Source organism: Sphingomonas sp. ERG5, assembly GCF_000803065.1.
In the GTDB taxonomy this organism is placed as follows: Bacteria; Pseudomonadota; Alphaproteobacteria; order Sphingomonadales; family Sphingomonadaceae; genus Sphingomonas.
Genome location: NZ_JSXI01000027.1, coordinates 1 through 19,770, shown reverse-complemented (window position 1 = coordinate 19,770; position 19,770 = coordinate 1). Strand labels below are relative to the sequence as shown.

Here is a 19,770-nt window from a genome sequence, read left to right as displayed (position 1 = left end):
GTCAAATCCGACCGAACATTTCTGTAATTTTGTAAAGAAAATTACAGCGCTAGAACAGCCCTGGCACTTCGCGTTGCGCGGTCGAGGGGCGCGTCGGGCTCAACAATTCCCGCTCGCTTTCCCACGCCTGCCGCTGTGCCTGCGCCTGTGTCCGCTGCCCTGATGCCGACACGGCCGCCGGGGAGATCGGGGTGCAGGAACGTCCGGCGAGGAAATCCAGCGCTTGCCGGGTCGATGCTTCCAGCGGGTCGCCAAGCTGGTGGCCGATATCGTCCGGCGCCTGGCAGCTTGCCTCCACCGTACCCGCGAGACCGTTGAAATAATCGCCCTGGCGCGCGGCATTCTGTGTCGCGAAGGCGATCACGCGCAGCCGGTCATCGCATGTCACGCGATCGATGGCGATTTGCCCGACCGGCTTGCCATAGGTGTTGGTGCCGATCAGCCCGGCATTGGCATGCAGATACGGGATGGTGGAATTGATCACCAGTTCGCTGGCCGAGGCGGTGCCGCCCGTGCCGATGAACGCGATCCGGGTCACTCCCACCGATTCCGCTTGCGAGGTATAGTTGCGGGTTCGGTTGTTCGAGGATTTCTCGGATCGGAAACTGGTGTAGCTGAGCACATCCGAGGTCGAACGATTGCGCCCCAGCAGGTCACCGAACAGTTCGGCGATCGAAACCAGGCCGCCGCCATTGTAGCGCACATCGACGATGATGTCGGTGACGCCCTGGGCGCGGAATTGAGCGAATGCCGCACGCAGCTGCGGGTCGGCGGTCGAGATGAAAGTACGCAGATTGACATAGCCGACCTTGCGCCCGCCATCATTGATGACCTTCGCGCCATAGATCGATGACACCGGCTGCAAGTCGAAATCGGCCTTGGCGATGGTCACGATGCGATTGCCACCCGCCCCGCCCAATTGCAGCACGCGCGACGTACCCACGGTATCGGGGCCGAGCGCGTCGATCAGGCCCGCCGTCCCTTCAGCGGCAACAATGGCGCTCACCGTCCGCAAATTGCTGGTGGTGGTGCCGATCGCGACGATCTCCGCGCCGCGCCCGACATTGGCGGCCTGTGCCGGCGAGTTCTCGAACGCCTCGGTGATGAACAGGCGCCGCGACGCATCGAGCCCCAGGCGGAAGCCATACCCCGCGCTCGAGCCCGACTGATAATAGGCATCCTCCTCGGCGATCGAGGTCAGATAAGTGAAGTAACGATCGCGCCGCTGGCTGCGCGCGGTGGCCGTCAGCGCATCGATATAGGTATCGACCGAAGCATAGGACGCCGGATTCAAGCTGGTCGGCAATGTCTCCGGGAAGAGATACCATTCGCGCAACTGCGCCGCGGCCCAATCCTGCCGTTCGCGCAACGAACAGCCCGCCGCGGTTGGCGTCGGGGTTGAAGACGGCGTTGGGGTCGGCGTCGAGCCACCGACCGATCCAGACGACCCGCCGCCGCCGCAAGCGGACAGCATTGCGGAGAGCGCCAATAGCGTAGCGATCGGACGATGGTGCATCGAGTCTGTCCCCCTGACTTCGCCTGATTGTCGCAGAAACCATCGCCGTGTCAGCAGGCAATTACATCCGCATCGCATGTGCCGCCGAGCGCCCCGAAGTCACGGCCCGATCAGTCGCCCCCAAAGGTCAATGCGCTGACGCCGCGCTCGCGGTCATTCATCACCAGCGCCCGGCCGGCCGGTGGCGCCGAGCGTTGCGGGCAACCGCCACGCATGCACGCCCGGCATCCCAGACCGATCGGCGTCCCTTCCCGCTTCAGGTCGATGCCACGCGCCACGGCGAGCGAGCCGGCCTGTTCCGCCGCAACGCCAAGCCCGACGGCGAACTCGGCCGGCACCGCGCCATATTGCCGTCCCTGCGGCGACACCGATCGCGCCATGGTCAGCCAGCGCGAGCCGTCCTCCAGCTCGACCAGCTGGACAGCGAGACTGCCGGGGCGATCAAAGGCGTGATGCAGCCTCCACAAGGGGCACCGCCCCTCGGCCTCGGCCAGCGCCGCGCCGCTGGCGCCGGAAAAACGCTTCGACGCCTGCCCGGCCCGGTCGATGCGCACCATGAAGAAAGGCAACCCACGCGCACCGACACGCTGCAAGGTGGTTAGCCGATGCGCGACCTGTTCGAATCCGGCCCCGAAACGGCGCTGGAGCAATTCGAGGTCATAGCCGGTCGCCTCGCACGCACGGAGAAAGCGCGCATAGGGCATCATCACGGCGGCTGCGAAATAACTGGCGAGATGACGCCGATAGAGCCGCTCCGCCTGGCGTTCGGCAAAGCCCGCCCCCTTGGCCAGCGCCTCGATCTCGGCGCGCGCCTCGATCTGCGCCAGTTGATAGGCGGCAGCGAAAGTGCGCGATGCGGGATCGAGCGTCTCGCTCAATTGCAGCTGGCGGGCATGCAGGTCGGTACGGCGCAGCAGATCGGGCATCACGTCGATCGGCAGCACGCGAATGGTCAACTGATGCTTGACGCGCAGCCGGTCCGAGATCGCACCATAGAGATCGCCCGCACCGAGCCGTAATTCGTCGGCCAGCGTTTCAGCCATCGTATCGAGGTCGGCAAAATGCCCGCGCCAGCGCTCGATTTCGCGCCGCACTTCACCGATCGGGTCCGTGGTCAGCGCCCCCGGCGCATCCCCGCCGCCCGCGCCGATCCGATCATAAGCACGCGCAAATGCTTCCGCACCGCCCGGCGCTCCGGCGAGCCATTCCTCGATTTCGTTACGGTCGATTTCCAGATCGGCGAAGATCGGATCCGCCAGCCTGCGGCGGATCGCCGCTTCCCCACCGCCCGGCTCACCGGCGGCAAGCGCGCGCGGATCGAAGTCGAACGCTTCCGCCAGCTTGACCAGCAGCGACGCCGACAAGGGTCGCTGGTTCTTCTCGACCAGATTGAGATAGCTGGGCGAAATCACCAGCGCTTCCGACATCGCCGCCTGAGTCAGCCCCGCCTGACGCCGTAACCGGCGCACGGCGTGCCCGGCAAAGAGTTTGCGATCGGCCATGACACCCCTTCACCCCGCGCAATCGCAGCACTACGACGCTGGGATGTCATATCTTTACAATCGGACAACAATGATGTCGATCCATCATGACAACATGACCAACCAGCACCCCTCATAGGGCTGGCACAGCCCCCGGAATTAGGCGAATTCGGCCTCGACTTCGCAATGGCGGACAGGCGGGATTGTAAAGACCGTCACTGCCCTGCCAAGGCCTTGAGAGTTTCCTGGGGAGGAAAGGATGCCCGCCGCGCGCAATCGCGGCGGGCATTTCCGTTGGCCCTCGCTGCCCCGCGCGCATAAGGCTGCGCAAAAGCAGGGCGAACAGCGATGTCGGCATCCAAACAGGGCGGATCCAATCTGGTCATCCTGGCCGCGCTTGCCGCGAACCTGGGCATCGCGGTGGCCAAGTTCATCGCCGCGGGGATTTCCGGATCGTCATCGATGCTGACCGAGGGGTTCCATTCGGTCATCGACAGCCTCAACCAGATATTGCTTCTCTATGGTCAGAAACGCGGCAAGCAGCCACCCGATGAGGCGTATCCGTTCGGGCATGGCCGCGAGCTCTATTTCTGGTCATTCGTCGTCGCGATCCTGATCTTCGCGGCCGGTGCGGGCATTTCGGTCTATGAAGGCTATGAGCATTTCATCCATCCGGAAGAGCTGAGCAGCCCGCTGCTCAACTATATCGTGCTTGGCGTCGCCTTCGCCATGGAGGGGACATCATGGTTCATCGCGATGCGCGAATTCAACGCGACGCGCGGCGCGGTCGGCTGGTGGCAATCGATCCGGGATTCGAAAGACCCGGCGGGCTTCATCATTTTGTTCGAAGACAGCGCGGCACTCGCCGGGCTGATCATCGCCGCGATCGGCATCTGGGCGAGCCATTTCTTCGATGACGCGCGCCTTGACGGGATCGCCTCGATCGCGATCGGCGTGGTGCTTGCGCTGGTGGCGATCTTCCTCGCGCGCGAAGCCAAGGGGTTGTTGATCGGCGAAGGCGCCGATGCCGCGGTCGTCGCAAAGGTCCGCGCGATCGTCGATCGCTATCCAGACATCACCACGGTCAACCATGTCCGCACCATCCACACCGCGCCAGACAGAATCTTCGTCGCGATCAGCGCGGACTTCCGCGACACATTATCGATGGGCGACGCCGAGACACTGATCGAGCGCATCGAAGCCGAACTGAAGGCGGCCGAACCAATGCTGTCGTCAATCTATATCCGTCCGGAAAAGGCCGAAGACGCACCACCGATCAGCGTCGAAGCAAAAACGCCCTGAACCCGGGGCGGCGCTGGGCTGAACACCCTCCTTCGGTTCGTTGCCAGCGAAGTCGATAAACTGCGCGCGACATCCTATGGCTGTCTATGGCTGTTTATCGACTTCGCTCGAAACCGCTTTAGGTAGCCGGCACGATCTCGACCACATCGAGAATGGATTCAAACTTCGGGTAAGGCAGCGCGACGCGCCATCGCTTATCGTCGACACGATCGATGACCCCTGCCATGTCGCGTTCGGCGTCGCGCCCATATTCGAGCGCCGTGGTTTCATCGCCCAGCATCATGGTGCCGAGGAACACGCCGCGCATGTCGCCATCGGGAAAGGCCAGCCCAACCGGCCGTTGCGATCCATCGGCCTTGTAAAAGCTCGACACGCCACCCTCGATACCAACGCGGCATCCGAACCAGGGATAAGCGGTGAAATCGTGCATCGCCGTACCATTCGCGCCAAGTTTGAATATCCGGCAGCGATAATCTCCCGGCGGCGGCACAGCATTGACGAGCGCCCGGTCCGGTTCGAACAATACGCCCTGCGCCGCGATCGCCGGACCATTGCCCGACGCCTGCGCCTTGGCCAGCGCCGTTATCCAGGCGCCGCGCCAATTCCGCAGGCGTTGACGGTCGCCCTTGGTCGCCACCTGCCGCCAGTCCATCGCGGCAGGCACGGCACCGACGGCAGGACGATCGCCCTTGCCGCCGCACGCCGTCAGCGCCGCACAAGCGGCCAGGGCAAACCAGGATTTCATCATCAATGCGCGACCAGTTTATTGACCAAGTATCAGTCAACGAACCACGTCTCGCCATGGTTGCCAAGCCGTTTCAGCCACCGGACGGGCAGGATGGCCGATCAGGCGGCGGTCCAGCCGCCATCGATCGACAGGTTCGCACCAGTGATCGACTTGGCCGCGTCACCGCACAGATAGAGCGCCAGCGACGCGACCTGTTCCGGTGTGACGAATTCCTTGGTCGGCTGCGCATCAAGCAGGACATCGTTGATCACTTGCTCGCGCGTCAGTCCGCGCGACTTCATCGTGTCAGGAATCTGACCTTCGACCAGCGGCGTCCAGACATAGCCGGGCGAAATGCAATTGACCGTGATGCCATGCGTCGCGGTTTCCAGCGCGATCGTCTTGGTCAGGCCGGCAATGCCATGCTTGGCCATGACGTAAGCGCTCTTGTTGGGACTCGCGACGAGCGAATGCGCCGATGCGGTCGAGATGATCCGGCCCCACTTCGCCGCCTTCATCAACGGCACCGCCGCCTGGATGAGGTACCAGGCCGAGGTCAGGTTGATCTTAATGATCGCCTCGAACTTGTCGGCCGGAAAATCCTCGATCGGCGCGACATGCTGAATGCCAGCATTATTGACGATGATGTCCGGCCCGCCAAGCTCGGCATGGCAGCGCGCAACCATCGCCGCGATCTGATCGGGCTTGGTCATGTCGGCGGCGTCGTAGAGCGCCTTGGCGCCACTCGTCGCCTCAAGTGCGGCGCGTTCCGTTTCGATTTGAGCGGCATCGCCAAAACCATTGATCACGACGCTTGCCCCCTCGGCAGCGAACGCCTTGGCATAGGCCAGGCCGATGCCCGATGTGGATCCGGTGATGATCGCGCTCTTACCCTTGAGGAACATCGACAAACTCCTTTGGTTGGAAGTGCTGGATTAAAATGCGGGGGTTGGACTCTAACGTGTGGTGAGGTCGAACGCGGCGCTCTTGCCGGTCAGGATATTGGCCGCGACCAGCTGAGAATTGGCCATGGTCTCCGCGACCGCCAACTGCCCGGCCTCCCAATGCTCGCGCATGGTTCGCGCCGAAAATTCGAAATCGCGGCTGCCGCCTTCCCACGCATTGGCGCGGTAGATCAGATGGACGAGGTTGACGGGGTCCTCCGCCGCACGCGCGGTCAGCGCGACGACGTCGGGATCATTGTGCATCCCTTCGGGCAGCTTCGCCAGCACCTTGCGGATTGCCTCGCGATCCTGCCGCAAGCGCATCAGCTGACTCGAAACCTCACGCGTGCGGCTCGAAAAGCGGATTTCCTTTTCGCGCGCCATGACGTCCATGATCGTCTTCATCTTCTCGGTGGTGGCAGAGAACAGGTCGATCTGAAACACCAATGTCTCGTCGAACTGATTGTCGAGCACGTGCGACAGCGGCGTGTTCGACACCAAGCCACCGTCCCACCACAGCCGCCCGTCAATCTCGACCGCCGGCAGGCCAGGCGGCAGCGCGCCCGACGCCATGATGTGGCGCGCATCGATGGTGCGTTCCGTCGTGTCGAAATATTGGAAATTGCCGCTCTCGACATCCACCGCCCCAACCGAAAGCCGCACCGGACCGTGATTGAGCAAGTCCCAGTCGATCAGTTCGTTGAGCGTGTCCTTCAGTGGCGCGGAATCGTAGAAGCTCAGCGCCTCGGGTGTGCCCGGCGTGGCAAAGGCGGGCGGGATCATGCGCGGGCTGAAAAAGCCCGGCACGCCCGTCATCGCGACAAAGCCCGCCGACCATTCATGAACGAATTCGCGCACATGATCATTGGGAAAGATCGGAAAACTGGGCAGCGATCCGGTGACGGTGTCCCAGAATGCGGTCAGCCGCTCGACGCGCCGCTCGGGCGGATTGCCCGCGACGATCGCCGCATTGACCGCACCGATCGAGATGCCGGCGACCCAGTCGATCTCGATCCCGCTGCTCGCCAGCCCCTCGATCACGCCGGCCTGGTAGCTGCCCAGAGCGCCACCACCTTGCAACACCAGCGCCACGCACTCGGGCAGCGGCAATGCCTTTGCCCTGCGGCGCGGCTTCGAAGCGGGTTCTGTATCGGCCATGGCGTGGCACATGGGCCGCCGACGCGCCCGGTTCAACGACAGTTTGATGAATTCGACGTCATGCAAGGAATCGGGTCATGTCTTGCAACCAGCCCATTCCCTGCGCATTCATGGCGCAACGGCAACGAACGGGACATTCGCCATGCGGCTCGATGATTTCGATCCCAACATCAATGTCGAGGATCAGCGCGGCCAGGGTGGCGGCGGCTTCAACCTGGGCGGCGGTGGCGGCGGCGGTTTGCTGCTTGGCCTGTTACCGCTCGTGTTCAGCCGTTTCGGCTGTGCCGGCGTCGCGGTACTGCTGGCGGTGATGTTCTTCTTCGGCGGCGGCATCTCCAATCTCGGCAGCCTGACCCAGAGTTCCGCCCCGACGGCGCAGATCGGCCAGCAGCCACGCGTCAGCGATGGCACCGCAGCGTCCGCCTGCACCACCGACGCTTCGGCGCGCGCCGCGTGCAACGCCTTTAGTTCGGCCGACAAGACATGGGCAAAGCTGCTCGGGAGCAATTTCCGCCAACCCAAGCTGGTGTTCTATGGCGGCCAGGGCCAGTCGGGCTGCGGCGCGGCACAATCGGCCATGGGGCCCTTCTACTGCCCCAGCGACCAGGGCATCTATCTCGACACCAGCTTCTTTGCCGAGCTGGCCGACCGCTTTGGGGCGAAGGGGGATTTCGCGCAGGATTATGTCATCGCGCATGAATTCGGCCATCATATCCAGAATCTGCTTGGCACCTCCGACAAGGTGCAATCGGCGATGCAGCGCAGCAGCCGTACCGAGGGCAATGCGTTGTCGGTCAAGCTCGAGCTGCAAGCGGATTGCTATGCCGGGGTATGGGCTGCACAAAATCGCGACCGCATGGAGCCGGGCGACCTGGAGGAAGGGCTGACCGCCGCCCAAGCGATCGGCGATGATACGCTGCAACGCGAGTCGCAGGGCCGCGTCGTGCCCGACAGCTTCACGCATGGCAGTTCGGCGCAGCGCCAGGCCTGGCTCAAGCGCGGGATCGACAGCGGTGACCCGCGTCAGTGCGATACGTTCAACGCGGGCGTATGAAGAACCAAAGCGTATGAAGATCAGATCCGTTATCGATGCCGACCGACCCAGGCTGTTCGAAGTGTGGCAAGCGGCGGTTCACGCCACGCATGATTTCCTGTCGCCCGACGATCTCGCCGGCATCACCGACATGGTCCGCACCGCGTATTTCCCGGCGGCGTTCTTTACCGTGGCGGTGGACCATAATGACGTTGCGCTTGGGTTTATCGATGTGGAGGATGGCACGGCGATTAACGCCCTGTTCGTCGATCCGGCTTGCCACGGCCAGGGCGTCGGGCGCGCGCTGGTCGATGCCGCCATGCCGAAGGGCGTCCCGCTGACCGTCGAGGTCAATGAGCAGAACCACGCCGCGCGGGCGGTCTACGAACATTGGGGCTTCCGCACAATCGATCGCAAGCCGATCGATGGCGAGGGTCGCCCCTATCCCTTACTGGTCATGCGTCGAGACTGAGCCTGTTTCTTGTCTCTTCGACACCCCGCTCCCCGCCTCCGGGAAAGGGGGGAGGAACGCGAAACGAGAGCAAGAAAGGGAGATCGCTCTCAACTCGTAAAGGGATAAAAAATCCCTTTTCTCCGACACTTGCCTACTCCGCCGCGCACGTCACCGCCGGCCATATGCGGCTCGACGCCATATCGTATCCAAAGCCATCGGAGACCCGGTTGCATCCCGGAAAAAGCCTCGCTAGAGGCGACACTCCGGCTATGCCGGGGTGGAGCGGGGCTGTAGCTCAGATGGGAGAGCGCTGCAATCGCACTGCAGAGGTCAGGGGTTCGATTCCCCTCAGCTCCACCAAGCCTAATTCATTGAAGTAGTTCAGCGGCGTCAGCTCCAACGCCGTTCCTGTCACGAGACCGTGATGGCCCAAAGCCAGCCCCTCACAAAAGGGGCGAAATCATTATCATTCCGCATAAATATAGCGCCTCGCCCGTACCCATCCTTCGCTCCGCCGCGTTCACCCCGTGCCCGATTCCGGGCGGCGGAGATTTCGACATGGCCGATCCCTTTTCATCCTGGCTGCGCCTCACCTCGATCTGGGCCGACCTGTCACGCACCGGGTTGCGCACGATGGAGACGCTCGCGGCCTCCAACAGCGTGGTCGAGCGCCGCGCCGGCATGATCGACGCGGCCATCCGCAATCCGTTGGCCGGCGATTATGCCGAACTATCCCGCATGATCCCGGAAAAGGTCGATGCTTTTTCGAAGTCCGGCATGGCGATGGCGAACGAATGGTGGTCGATGCAGGCGGCGTTGCTGACGGAAATGCAGGCCTTTTGGGGCATCGCGTTGCGCGGCCGCACACCGACCCTGGGGGAAATGAACGCCGCCGGATCGCGCGCGACCAGCTATGCGCTCAGCACCGCCGAACGCGGCGCGAACCTCGGTGCAGTTGGCCTCGCGCCAATCCACAAACAGGCGACCGCCAACGCGCGCCGGCTCAAGCGGAAAAAATCACCCTGATCGAAAGCAAGTCACCTCCGAAAAGGTGGACCTTAAGGGCGCGCCCGGCGGTTGAACGGGCACATCCAGGAGGGAATGCACCATGGCAACGAAAAGCGACATCAAGTCCGATGCGATCAAGCCAGGCAATGGCGGCGAGACCCATCAGCAGACGGGTGACGAAGCGGCGACTGGCCTGACCACCAACCAGGGCATCCGCGTCTCCGACAATCAGAACCAGCTGAAGTCCGGCCCTCGTGGCCCTGTCCTCCTCGAAGACTTTGTGCTGCGCGAGAAGATCTTTCATTTCGATCATGAGCGCATCCCGGAGCGCATCGTCCACGCCCGCGGCTCGGCTGCGCACGGCTATTTCGAACTGTACGAAAGCCTGGCCGACATCACCAAGGCCGACCTGTTCCAGCGCGCGGGGGAAAAGACGCCGCTGTTCACCCGCTTTTCGACCGTCGCCGGCGGCGCCGGGTCGGTCGACACGCCGCGCGACGTGCGTGGTTTCGCGGTCAAATTCTACACCCGGGAGGGAAACTGGGATCTGGTCGGCAATAATATCCCGGTGTTCTTCATCCAGGACGCGATCAAATTCCCCGACCTGATCCATTCGGTAAAAATGGAGGCGCAGACCGGTTATCCGCAGGCGGCATCGGCGCACGACACGTTCTGGGATTTCATCGGCCTGATGCCCGAAGCGACGCATATGATCATGTGGGCGATGTCCGATCGGACCATCCCGCGCTCGTTGCGCACGATGGAAGGGTTTGGCATCCACACCTTCCGGCTAGTCAATGCGAAGGGCAAATCGACCTTCGTCAAATTCCACTGGAAGCCCAAACAAGGTGTACAATCGACCTGCTGGGACGAGGCGGTAAAGATCGCCGGTGCCGATCCCGATTTCCATCGCCGCGACCTGTTCGAAGCGATCGACCGCGGCGATTTCCCCGAATGGGAATTGGGCATCCAGGCGTTTGACCAGGCGTTTGCCGACAGCATGCCGTTCGACGTACTCGACCCGACCAAGATCATTCCGGAAGAAGTGCTGCCGGTGCGACTGGTCGGACGCATGGTGCTGGATCGCTATCCCGACAATTTCTTCGCCGAGACGGAGCAAGTCGCTTATTGCCCGGCGAATGTCGTGCCGGGAGTCGATTTCACCAACGATCCGCTGCTGCAGGGCCGGCTCTTCTCCTATCTCGACACGCAAAAGTCGCGGCTCGGCACGGCCAATTTCCATCAACTGCCGATCAATGCGCCGAAATGCCCCGTGATGAACTTCCAGCGCGACGGACAGATGCAGATGGCGTTGCCCAAGGGTCGCGCCAATTACGAGCCCAACAGCCTGGCCGAGGCGGGCGAAGATGGTGGGCCGCGCGAATGCCCGATGACCGGCTTCGGCACTTTCCCCAGCCGCGATGGTGAGGACGAACAGGGCGACAAGCTGCGCATCCGTCCCGACAGCTTCGCCGATCACTACAGCCAGGCGCGATTGTTCTTCCGCTCGCTCGCCGTGCCGGAACAGGCGCATCTCGCCTCGGCCCTGGTGTTCGAGCTGTCCAAGGTCGGGCTCGAGCATGTCCGTACGCGGATGCTGTCAAATCTGGTCAATGTCGATCCGGACCTGGCGAAGCGTGTCGCCAAGGGGCTCAACATGCCGCTACCCAAAGCATCCAAGGCGGCGAAGGTGGTGCAGGATCTCGACCCGTCCCCTGCCCTGCGCATCGTTGACGGGCCACGCGCGCCGAAGGATATCAATGGTCATTCGATCGCCATGCTCGTCGCTGACGGCTCGGACGCCAAGGTCGTGGCGAGCATGATCAAAGCGATTGAGGGGGCCGGCGCTCGCGCGGTGATCGTCGCGCCGCGCATCGGTGGCGCGACGCTGTCCGACGGATCGCTACTCAAGGCCGATGCGCAGCTTGCCGGCTATCCGTCAGTGCTCGCCGATGCGATCGCCGTGGCGCTGTCCGATGAGGGGTGTGCAGCATTGCTCAAGGAATCGGCAGCGGTGCAGTTCGTGATGGATGCGTTCGGCCATCTCAAAGCAATCGGCCATACGGCGGAAGCACAGCCATTGCTTGATAAGGCCGGCGTCGTGCCCGACAAAGGCGTAGTGGCGCTCGACAAGAGCTTCATCACCGCTGCAGCCAAACGCTATTGGGCACGCGAGCCGGGCGTCCGCACGCTCGCCTGACGACAGAGGAGATCGAAGAGGCGCGGCGGCGCGTGGGAGCCGCCGCCAGTGCACCGCGTTGCCTGGCGATTGGAAAAGCTGGTGATTATCCTGCCCAATCGCGATTCGCTCCGCATGGGCTCTGCAGAGGCGCGAACAAGGGTGCCGGGATGCTCGCCGAGCGCGAGTTCCGACCGACCCTCTCAATGGAAATGCGCGAACAGCAGCGATTCAAATTGTACTAACGCCAACCTTCCGGCAATTTCCTGTCATCATTCGGCAGTTCAAAAGTATGCACGAAGAACCGGTCGCGCCGCTGCTCGCGCCTGCGCTGGCGTAAATCGCCAATCACCTTGATCGCAGCTGCTGCTGTAATTGCGACGATGGCGGCAACAATCGACAAGCTCCACATCATGTGCCTCCTCAAGGCTCGTGGTCGAACATAGATCGCAATCGGCGTATTGTCTGTCGCTATAACGAGTGACAATGACAGTTTAGTGCCGTGGAGCGGCAGTGTGGTTTGCCGCCCGCCTCCCAGCCCTCGAGCTCAGGTTAGCGCGACACGCCATCCACATCCCGTTGCGACCATCCTCCGCCAAAGGCCTGATACAACGCGACATAAGCCGTCAGCCGGTCGGCGCGCGCCTGGACCAGCGCCAGCTCGGCGGTGAGCAGGCCGCGCTGCGTGTCGAGCTGATCGAGATAAGAGGAATAGCCCGCGCGGTAGCGGTTGCTGGCATTGCGCAGCGCCGCCGCCAGCGCATCGCGCTGCCCGGCGATGGCGATGGCCTGTTCACCCGATCGCTGCACCCCGGCCAGGCTGTCGTCCACTTCGCGGAACGCGGTCAGCGCCGCCTTGCGATAGGCGAAGGCGGCCTGGTCGCGGCGCGCGGCGCCGGCATCGGCCTGGGCGCGCAACCGGCCACCGTCGAAAATCGGCGACAGGATGCTGCCGCCGAGCGAGAAGACGCCGACCGGATCCGACAGTGCCGTGGACAGGACCAGGCCAGCCGATCCGGTCAGGCTGAGATTGGGCAACATCGCCGCCCGTGCGCTGTCGAGCGAACGGTCCGCCGCGACGAGGCTCTGCTCGGCCTGGAACAAGTCGGGCCGGCGGCGCAGCAAGTCAGCGGGCAGGCCGTTGGGGATCGACGGCGCGGTGAACGACGCAAGTGCGGTTCCGCGCTCGACGGCCCCGGGCGTTTCGCCAAGCAGCAGGCGAAGGGCATTCTCCTGGCGGCTGATCGCGAGTTCGGCCTGCGGCACGAGCTGTTCGGTCGCGCGATACTCGCCCTCGGCCTGATGCAGTTCGAGGTTGGAGGTATAGCCGGTTTCGGCACGCCGGCGCGCGATGCGCAGCGCTTCGCCGCGCGACGCCAGCGTATCCCGCGCCACGGCGAGCCGGGCATCGAGCGCGCGCAGCGTGATATATCCGGTCGCCACGCTGCTTGCGATGCCGAGGCGGACCGTGTCGCGTGCGCCTTCGCTTGCCAGCAATTGCGCGCGGGTCGCGGCGTTGGCCTGACGCAGCCGGCCGAACAGGTCGAGATCATAGCTGGCCGAGATGGTCGGCTGCGCCCCGGTGTTTGTCGTCGCGATGCCGAACGGGTTGAGCGCGCGTGCCTCCGATGCCGGGGCCGCGGCGTTGACCTGAGGCAAGAGTTGCGCGCGCGACAGGCGTTCCTGCGCGCGCGCCTCCTCGACCCGCGCGGCGGCGGCGGCGAGATCGGGATTATTGGCCAAAGCGCGCTCGACCAACCCGGTCAGCAATGGATCGCCGAACGCCGCCCACCAATCCGCGCGCACCGGCTCGCCCGGGCCAAGCGCGGTGCGCCAGGCGGGCGGCGCCACCACGGTGGCCGCGGCTGGCGCTTCGGGTCGCGGACCGACGCAGGCGCCAGCCATCGCCGCGATCAGCAACGGAGAAAGCAGCCGGGCGTTCATCGGATTTTCGGCGTGCCGGCGGTGTCGACGCGTGCCTGCACCGACATGCCGGGCCTGAGCTGCGCCGCGAGCTGCTGGCCCGGATCGACGCGGATACGCACTGCGATGCGTTGCGGCACCTTGGTGAAATTGCCCGTCGCATTGTCCGATTTGAGCACGGCGAATTCCGACCCAGCCGCGGGCGACAACTGTTCGACCCGGCCGGTCAGCCGCGCATTGGCAAGGCCGTCGACCGTGAAGCTCGCCGGCTGCCCGACGCGGATGCGTGCGGTCTGCGCTTCCTTGAAATTGGCGATCACCCAGGTTTCGGGCGGGACCAGGAACATCAGTTGCGACCCGCTGGTGACATATTGGCCGAGCCGCACGCCGACTTCGCTCAGCCGCCCGGTTTCGGGCGCGCGGATGATGGTGTTGTCGAGGTCGATCTGCGCCAGTCGCCGCGCCGCTTCCGCGCCGCTGACCCCGGCCTGTTGCCCGCCCTTCCCCACTTCCACGGTGCGAATATCCTGCCGCGCGATCTCGCGCGCGGCGCGCGCCTGCAGCACGCCCGCCTGCGCCTGGCGCAGCGCCGCCAGCGTCTGGTCGCGCTCGCGCAGCGACACCGATCCGTCTGTAACCAGGTCGTTGACGCGGTTCATATCGGCCTGGGCGCGCAGCAATTGCGCCTGTGCATTGGCGACCGCGGCATCCTGCGCCTGCAAGCTTGCCGCGCGCGACCGCGCCGCCTGCTCACTATTGGCCAGGGTCGCTTCCTGCCCGGCAACCTGCGCGCCGGCCTGTTCGACGCGCTGGCGATAGATGCGGTCGTCGATCTGGACCAACGGCTGCCCGGCCTTCACGACATCGAAATCGCGCACATACACTTGCGTCACATAGCCGCTGACCTGCGGGCTGATCACTGTGGTGCGGCCTCGGACATAGGCATTGTCGGTCGACTGGAAATCGCTCGCAAAGGGCGGCAGCCGCCAGGCGGCGAGCACCGCAAGGACCCCCGCGACCGCGATTACCGCGATGATGATCAGGACAGTGCGCGAGTCTCGCGGCGGCTTCCAGCCCGAGCCGACGGGAGCGGCCGGCGCTTCGGCGGCGCGTTCCTCCGTCACCGGCGCGGCGGCGACCGGCGTGGTCGCGATTTCTGGCGCGGCTGGCGGCGGGGTTCGAATATCGGTCATGTCGCAGCCTCGATCATTGCCGCCCGACGGGCGCGCCAACTGCGGCGCGCAAGCAGGAAGGCGAGGTACAGAGTGGTGAGCGCGGCAAGCACCGCGATCAACCGGAACGTGTCGTTATAGGCCAGAACATTGGCCTCGCGCGTCGCGGTTTGCGACAGCAGCGCACCGCCTTCCGCGGCGCGCAGCGTGGGATCGCCGACCACGCGGGCAACCCCTGCCCCGCCCGCCGCCAGCCGTGCGGCGACTTGCGGATCGGTCGGGTCGATCGACTGGACGATCGCCGCGCTATGCGCTTTCTCCGCGATCGTCTGATAGGTGCCGAGCAAGGCCGCGCCGCCAAGGCCGCCGATCGAATTGACGATACCGAACAGCGCAATGAAGCTGATGATATGCCCCGCTCCCTGCTGCAGCGCGCGCGTCATGCCGAACAGCAAGGCCGGGCCGAGGAAGAAGGTCGCGGCAAAGGCGATCACCGCCTGGGTCAAATAGAATTGCGGCGCGCGGGTCAGGCTGGTCGAGAAGGAATCGACGAACGCCGCGACCGCGACCAGCCCGATCGCGAGCATGATCGGATGCGTCAGCCGTTCGACGTTCAGCGTCACCGCGCTCGCCACCACGCCCGCGACCGAGGCGAGGAAGATGATCGCGAACAGTGGCCCGAGCTGGTCGTTGTTCTGGCCAAGCGTATTGAGCAGCCCGACCGCCGCGAACGTCTGTTCCGACAGGACGATGCGCGCCATGATCGTGACGATGGTGAAGCGCAGGATGTCGGCGCTGCCCAGCCAGCGCGTGTTGAGCAATGGATTGGCGCGGCCATGCTCAATCGCCAGCGCGGCGGCGAACATCGGAATTGCGGCGATCAGCGCCCAGCCGATCCAGCGTGCCTCGGTCCACCAAACGATCCGCCCTTCGCCCAGCACCGCGGCAAACAGCGCGACGCTGCCGCCGAACAGGACGAAGGTAACGAAGTCGAGCGGCTCGAACGCCTGTTTACGCTCGGTCGGCGGCAGCCTGAGCCAGGCGACCGCCGCGAATGAGGCAAGCGCCAGGCCAAGCTCGAACAGGTATAGCGCACGCCACTGCGACATCGCCAGCAGGTCCGGCGAGAAGAGCCGCGCCAGTGGCAGCGCGCATTGCGGAATGCCGATGCCGAGCACCACGCCCTTCAGCCGCCATTTCGCCGGCAGCGCCTGCATGATGTAATAAAGCGACAGGGTGGACAGCGCGGCCGCCGCCATGCCGCTCGCCGCGCGCACCGCGATCGCCGACCAGAAATCATGCACGAACAGATGCGCGAAGGTCAGCAGGACATAGAGGCCGAGGAAGATCATCGTGAAGGGGCGCAAGCCATATTGCTGGCGGAACTTGATCAGCAGCAGGTTGATCGACGTGTTGGTCATCCCATAGACCGTCGGCAGCCAGGCGATCTCGGCAGGGTCGAGCCCGAGCGAGCCTTGCAACGTCGTGGTGTTGACTGAAATCAGTGCATTGCCGAGCCCGCCGGTCAGCCCGACCAGGATCGCGATCGCAGCATAAGCGTAGCGCCGCCCGGTCGGATGAGCGGGCGACGCCGGCGACCCCGGCATCATCGCACGTTCGTGCGGCGCGAAAGTCCATTGCTCCTCAGTGAAGAAATTGCGGAGGCGGCGCGCGAACATCGTTACGTTATACGCACGATCGACCGAAAAGGGTCATGGAATTCCCTTTTCCTCCCATGCTCCACCCTTCCCGTTCGGAAGGGTTGGCGCATCACGCTCGCGCCCATGCACTGGCCCACACGTCGTCCCGCCGCTAGGGAAGCGCAATGACCCGCCCTGCCCCCAACGTCACCCGCGCCTATCTCATGCTTGCGATCGTGATGCTGTTCTGGGCAGGCAATTCGATCGTCGCGCGGGCGGTGAAGGACGATATCCCGCCTTTCACCCTCGCCTTTGTCCGCTGGACCGGTGCGCTGATCATCCTCTTGCCGCTCGCATGGACCTCGCTGCGACGCGACCGCGCGGCGCTGCTCGCGGGATGGCGGCCGGTGCTGCTGCTCGGCCTGGTCGGCGTCGCGGGGTTCAACGGCTTCCTCTATTGGGGCTTGCATCACACCACTGCGACCAACGGGCTATTGCTGCAGGCGGCGATCCCCGCGCTGGTGCTGATGTGCAACGCGATCTTTTTCCGCGAACGCGCCGGTGGATGGCAGATCGGCGGGGTCATCCTGTCGACGCTCGGCGTGGCGGTGGTGGTGGTCCGCGCAGACCTGCAAGTGCTGATGGGGCTACAACTCGGCTTTGGCGACCTGCTGATCCTGTGCGGGGTGCTCGGTTGGGCGATCTATACCAGCCTGTTGCGCATCCGGCCCGCCCTTCACCAGTTGAGCTTCCTGTTCGTCACCTTCACCATCGCGGCGCTGACCATGCTGCCGCTCGCCCTTTCGGAATGGCACACCATCACCGGCATCGTCTGGCGGCCGGCGGTGATCGGCGCGTTCGCCTATGTCGCGATACTGCCGTCGGTGGTGGCCTATTTCCTGTTCAACTCAGCAGTCGATGCGATCGGCGCGGCGCGTGCCGGACAAACGATCAGCCTGATGCCCCTGTTCGGTGCCGGGCTCGCGGCGGCGGTGCTTGGCGAAGCGCTCCACCCATACCACCTCGTCGGCATGGCGTTGATCTTGAGCGGCATCGCGATGGCGGCATTGCTCCACCGCGAGACGGCTAAGGCTTGACGCGCACCGTCGCGGTCACCGACAGGCCAGGGCGCAGCCGCGCAAGCATTGGCTGTCCGGGATCGAGCGCGATGCGCACCGGCACGCGCTGCACGATCTTGGTGAAATTGCCCGAGCCGGGCTCGAACGGCAACAGCGCGAATTCCGAGCCCGACGCCGGCGCGAAGCTGTCGATCCGGCCGGTCAGCGGTTTACCGCCCAGCGCATCGACCTTCACCCGCGCGCGCTGGCCGATCAGCATCCGGCCAGTCTGAGTCTCCTTGAAGTTTGCCACGACATAAAGCCCGGCCTGGGGCACGATGCTCAGCAGGCGCGTGCCGGGCTGGACCAGGTCGCCGGTCTGCGCCTGGCGATTGCCGATCGTGCCCGACACCGCCGCGCGCACAAAGGCATAACCGCGATCCTGCTGCGCCAGCCTCAGGCTGGCGCGAGCGCGAGCCGCCACTGCTTCCGCCTTGGCCAGGTCGGCTTCCAGCGCGGCGCGCCGGACGCTTGTCGCCGTTGCCCTGTCGCGGCTGACCGCGAGGCTGGCGACGCTGCGGCGCAGCTGGGCACGGGCATCGATCGCCGCCGCCGCAATGCGCTCGGCGTCGCGCCGGGTCACGAAGCCCTGCTCCGACAATGCCTGATACCGTGCGGTATCCGCTTCCGCCCGGCGACGTTCGGCGTCGGCCGAGACGATCGTGCTTTGCGCCACATCGACGTCCGCCTCGGCGACCTGCCGGTCCGCGACAAACGTGACGAGCGCGGCCTTTGCGCTGGCGACCCCGGCATCGGCGTCGCCGACCGAGGCCTCAGCCACCGACAGCTTCGCGTCATATTCCTGCGGATCGATCCGGATCAGCGGATCGCCGGCGCGGACCTGCTGATTGTCGCGCACCAGCATTTCAGTGACGGTGCCGCCGACCCGCGCCGATACGATGGTCGTATCGGCGCGCAGATAGGCATTGTCAGTGCTTTCGCTCGCACCTGGCATGGCGATCCAGGTGGCGCCGGCGCCGGCAAGCAGGACAGCGCCCGCGCCGACCACCAGGGCGCGCGGCAATTTACGCCTAGCCTTGATCGGCACATCGAGCGGCATGGTGATGGCGTTCATGGCGTGATCACCAGCAGTGTCGAGGTGGCGGAGGCAAGCAGGCGGCCATTGGCGTCGGTCAGCTTCGCTTCGGCAAAGGCGACGCGGCGGCCGAATGCAGTGATCGTCCCTTCGGCGCGGACCGGCCCGGTGTCGGCGTTCATCGCGCGGTGGTAGGACACTTTGAGTTCCAGCGTGGTATAGCTCTGCCCCGGCGCGAGCTTCGAATGAGTGGCAATGCCGCAGGCGGAATCGAGCAGGGTCGCGGCATAGCCGCCATGCACTGTGCCGAGCGGGTTATAGGTCCGGATATCGGGATTGCCCTCGAACACCGCGCGGCCTTCACTCACCTCGATCAGCGAAAAATCGAGCGTCCGGCCGATCGGCGGCTGCGCATCGCTGGCAATCATTCCGCGTAGCTGTTCCAGTCCGCTCAGCCCGCTCATGCCGCAACCTCCAGCCTCAAGCGCTGGCGCAACATGGCCGAGGCATTGGTGAGGATCGCGTCGGACTGCGCCGGGTCATCCACCGCGCGTGCCAGCGACACCGCGCCAACCATTTCCGACAGCATGGAGGATGCCGCGACCGTCGCATCGGCAATGCCGTGCCGATCAAGCGCGTCCGCCAGCCGATTGGTCAATGCAGTAACACCCTCCCCGAAGCGGGCACGCGGGATCGGATCGAGCCGGGCGAGATCGGACGACAAGGCGGGCAGCGGACAACCGCGCTCGCGGGAATCGCGGTGGCGCGGCGAGAGATAGAAATCGAGATAGAGGCGCAGCGCAGCGGCCGGATCGCTCTCCGCCATTACCTTGTCGAAACGACCGCGCGCATCGTCGAACATGGTGCCGATCGCCTCGGCAATCAGATCGTCCTTCGATTTGAAATGAGCATAGAAACCACCATGGGTCAGCCCGGCGCGCGCCATGATTCCAGCGACGGCAATGCCGCTCGGCCCCTTGGCACGGATATCCCGCGCCGCCTCCGTCAACACGCGCTTGCGCGTCTCGCTCTTGTGATCGCTGTCGTAGCGCATCTTGTCGTCTCCGTTTATATGATGC

18 protein-coding genes and 1 tRNA gene are annotated in these 19,770 nt (G+C 64.7%); 7 read left to right on the top strand and 12 right to left on the bottom strand.

The genetic code is table 11. The features are described from left to right. Positions 1-49: 49 nt before the first annotated feature. Entirely contained in the window at positions 50-1,516 is a 1,467-nt protein-coding gene (locus tag OO12_RS11140; protein WP_082006486.1) for a S41 family peptidase, read from the bottom strand. Between the two features lie 110 nt (positions 1,517-1,626). Beyond that, a complete protein-coding gene (locus OO12_RS11135) occupies positions 1,627-3,018 on the bottom strand; it encodes a helix-turn-helix domain-containing protein (RefSeq protein WP_034158767.1) in 1,392 nt (463 codons plus the stop codon). A 327-nt stretch (positions 3,019-3,345) separates the two neighbouring features. Between OO12_RS11135 and OO12_RS11130 the strand changes: the two genes are divergently transcribed. Then, on the top strand, positions 3,346-4,299 hold the full coding sequence (locus OO12_RS11130) for a cation diffusion facilitator family transporter (protein ID WP_034158766.1): 954 nt from the start codon (positions 3,346-3,348) through the stop codon (positions 4,297-4,299). A gap of 118 nt (positions 4,300-4,417) precedes the next feature. Here the strand turns inward: OO12_RS11130 and OO12_RS11125 are convergent, their stop codons facing one another. From OO12_RS11125 to OO12_RS11115, 3 genes are all read right to left on the bottom strand, one after another. Then, positions 4,418-5,044 (bottom strand): DUF4893 domain-containing protein, encoded by a 627-nt coding sequence (locus tag OO12_RS11125; protein ID WP_052215760.1) that lies wholly within the window; start codon positions 5,042-5,044, stop codon positions 4,418-4,420. A gap of 101 nt (positions 5,045-5,145) precedes the next feature. Further along, the gene (locus tag OO12_RS11120) at positions 5,146-5,931 is read right to left on the bottom strand and encodes a 3-hydroxybutyrate dehydrogenase (protein ID WP_034158765.1); all 786 of its coding nucleotides are present in this window, start codon (positions 5,929-5,931) and stop codon (positions 5,146-5,148) included. A 51-nt stretch (positions 5,932-5,982) separates the two neighbouring features. Further along, complete coding sequence (locus OO12_RS11115; RefSeq protein ID WP_034158764.1) at positions 5,983-7,128, bottom strand: patatin-like phospholipase family protein; 1,146 nt, start codon at positions 7,126-7,128, stop codon at positions 5,983-5,985. Between the two features lie 142 nt (positions 7,129-7,270). Between OO12_RS11115 and ypfJ the strand changes: the two genes are divergently transcribed. The 5 genes from ypfJ to OO12_RS11090 all read left to right on the top strand — a co-directional run bounded on the left by ypfJ (position 7,271) and on the right by OO12_RS11090 (position 11,823). Next, positions 7,271-8,182, top strand: coding sequence for a KPN_02809 family neutral zinc metallopeptidase (ypfJ, locus tag OO12_RS11110; protein WP_034158837.1), 912 nt, complete (start codon positions 7,271-7,273; stop codon positions 8,180-8,182). A 13-nt stretch (positions 8,183-8,195) separates the two neighbouring features. Further along, positions 8,196-8,633 (top strand): acetyltransferase, encoded by a 438-nt coding sequence (locus OO12_RS11105; RefSeq protein ID WP_034158763.1) that lies wholly within the window; start codon positions 8,196-8,198, stop codon positions 8,631-8,633. A 266-nt stretch (positions 8,634-8,899) separates the two neighbouring features. After that, positions 8,900-8,975, top strand: a tRNA-Ala gene (locus tag OO12_RS11100). Positions 8,976-9,173: 198 nt separating this feature from the next. Further along, on the top strand, positions 9,174-9,641 hold the full coding sequence (locus OO12_RS11095) for a hypothetical protein (RefSeq protein WP_034158762.1): 468 nt from the start codon (positions 9,174-9,176) through the stop codon (positions 9,639-9,641). Positions 9,642-9,723: 82 nt separating this feature from the next. Next, positions 9,724-11,823 carry a catalase gene (locus OO12_RS11090; RefSeq protein WP_034158761.1) on the top strand — a complete coding sequence of 700 codons (2,100 nt, stop codon included), beginning with the start codon at positions 9,724-9,726 and terminating at the stop codon, positions 11,821-11,823. 220 nt (positions 11,824-12,043) lie between these two features. Here OO12_RS11090 and OO12_RS28525 read toward each other — a convergent pair whose 3' ends face one another. From OO12_RS28525 to OO12_RS11075, 4 genes are all read right to left on the bottom strand, one after another. Further along, positions 12,044-12,217, bottom strand: a complete 174-nt coding sequence (locus OO12_RS28525) for a hypothetical protein (protein ID WP_160296784.1) — start codon at positions 12,215-12,217, stop codon at positions 12,044-12,046. A gap of 137 nt (positions 12,218-12,354) precedes the next feature. Next, on the bottom strand, positions 12,355-13,746 hold the full coding sequence (locus OO12_RS11085) for an efflux transporter outer membrane subunit (protein ID WP_200887444.1): 1,392 nt from the start codon (positions 13,744-13,746) through the stop codon (positions 12,355-12,357). Continuing rightward, on the bottom strand, positions 13,743-14,918 hold the full coding sequence (locus OO12_RS11080) for an HlyD family secretion protein (protein ID WP_034158760.1): 1,176 nt from the start codon (positions 14,916-14,918) through the stop codon (positions 13,743-13,745). Before OO12_RS11080 ends, OO12_RS11085 begins: the two co-directional genes overlap by 4 nt. Next, positions 14,915-16,576: an MFS transporter gene (locus OO12_RS11075; protein WP_034158759.1), complete on the bottom strand. Its 1,662-nt coding sequence runs from the start codon at positions 16,574-16,576 to the stop codon at positions 14,915-14,917. The genes OO12_RS11080 and OO12_RS11075 overlap by 4 nt, the downstream gene beginning before the upstream one ends. Positions 16,577-16,722: 146 nt before the next feature. Between OO12_RS11075 and OO12_RS11070 the strand changes: the two genes are divergently transcribed. Next, entirely contained in the window at positions 16,723-17,634 is a 912-nt protein-coding gene (locus OO12_RS11070) for a DMT family transporter (RefSeq protein WP_034158758.1), read from the top strand. On the opposite strand, the gene OO12_RS11065 is transcribed toward OO12_RS11070, so the two are convergent. The 3 genes from OO12_RS11065 to OO12_RS11055 form a co-directional block, all read right to left on the bottom strand. Next, entirely contained in the window at positions 17,624-18,730 is a 1,107-nt protein-coding gene (locus tag OO12_RS11065) for an HlyD family secretion protein (RefSeq protein ID WP_034158757.1), read from the bottom strand. The two genes, OO12_RS11070 and OO12_RS11065, sit on opposite strands and share 11 nt — an antisense overlap. Then, positions 18,727-19,155 (bottom strand): PaaI family thioesterase, encoded by a 429-nt coding sequence (locus OO12_RS11060; protein ID WP_034158756.1) that lies wholly within the window; start codon positions 19,153-19,155, stop codon positions 18,727-18,729. Before OO12_RS11060 ends, OO12_RS11065 begins: the two co-directional genes overlap by 4 nt. Next, on the bottom strand, positions 19,152-19,770 hold a 619-nt coding region (locus OO12_RS11055; RefSeq protein WP_235364756.1), incomplete at its 5' end, for a TetR/AcrR family transcriptional regulator. The genes OO12_RS11055 and OO12_RS11060, both read right to left, overlap by 4 nt.

Coding starts and splice junctions, on each gene's coding strand:
- OO12_RS28525 (WP_160296784.1), bottom strand. CDS start 12,217: ATGATGTGGAGCTTGTCGATTGTTGCCGCCATCGTCGCAATTACAGCA.
- OO12_RS11140 (WP_082006486.1), bottom strand. CDS start 1,516: ATGCACCATCGTCCGATCGCTACGCTATTGGCGCTCTCCGCAATGCTG.
- OO12_RS11085 (WP_200887444.1), bottom strand. CDS start 13,746: ATGAACGCCCGGCTGCTTTCTCCGTTGCTGATCGCGGCGATGGCTGGC.
- ypfJ (WP_034158837.1), top strand. CDS start 7,271: ATGCGGCTCGATGATTTCGATCCCAACATCAATGTCGAGGATCAGCGC.
- OO12_RS11120 (WP_034158765.1), bottom strand. CDS start 5,931: ATGTTCCTCAAGGGTAAGAGCGCGATCATCACCGGATCCACATCGGGC.
- OO12_RS11090 (WP_034158761.1), top strand. CDS start 9,724: ATGGCAACGAAAAGCGACATCAAGTCCGATGCGATCAAGCCAGGCAAT.
- OO12_RS11080 (WP_034158760.1), bottom strand. CDS start 14,918: ATGACCGATATTCGAACCCCGCCGCCAGCCGCGCCAGAAATCGCGACC.
- OO12_RS11125 (WP_052215760.1), bottom strand. CDS start 5,044: ATGAAATCCTGGTTTGCCCTGGCCGCTTGTGCGGCGCTGACGGCGTGC.
- OO12_RS11070 (WP_034158758.1), top strand. CDS start 16,723: ATGACCCGCCCTGCCCCCAACGTCACCCGCGCCTATCTCATGCTTGCG.
- OO12_RS11115 (WP_034158764.1), bottom strand. CDS start 7,128: ATGGCCGATACAGAACCCGCTTCGAAGCCGCGCCGCAGGGCAAAGGCA.
- OO12_RS11065 (WP_034158757.1), bottom strand. CDS start 18,730: ATGAACGCCATCACCATGCCGCTCGATGTGCCGATCAAGGCTAGGCGT.
- OO12_RS11075 (WP_034158759.1), bottom strand. CDS start 16,576: ATGTTCGCGCGCCGCCTCCGCAATTTCTTCACTGAGGAGCAATGGACT.
- OO12_RS11130 (WP_034158766.1), top strand. CDS start 3,346: ATGTCGGCATCCAAACAGGGCGGATCCAATCTGGTCATCCTGGCCGCG.
- OO12_RS11095 (WP_034158762.1), top strand. CDS start 9,174: ATGGCCGATCCCTTTTCATCCTGGCTGCGCCTCACCTCGATCTGGGCC.
- OO12_RS11105 (WP_034158763.1), top strand. CDS start 8,196: ATGAAGATCAGATCCGTTATCGATGCCGACCGACCCAGGCTGTTCGAA.
- OO12_RS11135 (WP_034158767.1), bottom strand. CDS start 3,018: ATGGCCGATCGCAAACTCTTTGCCGGGCACGCCGTGCGCCGGTTACGG.
- OO12_RS11060 (WP_034158756.1), bottom strand. CDS start 19,155: ATGAGCGGGCTGAGCGGACTGGAACAGCTACGCGGAATGATTGCCAGC.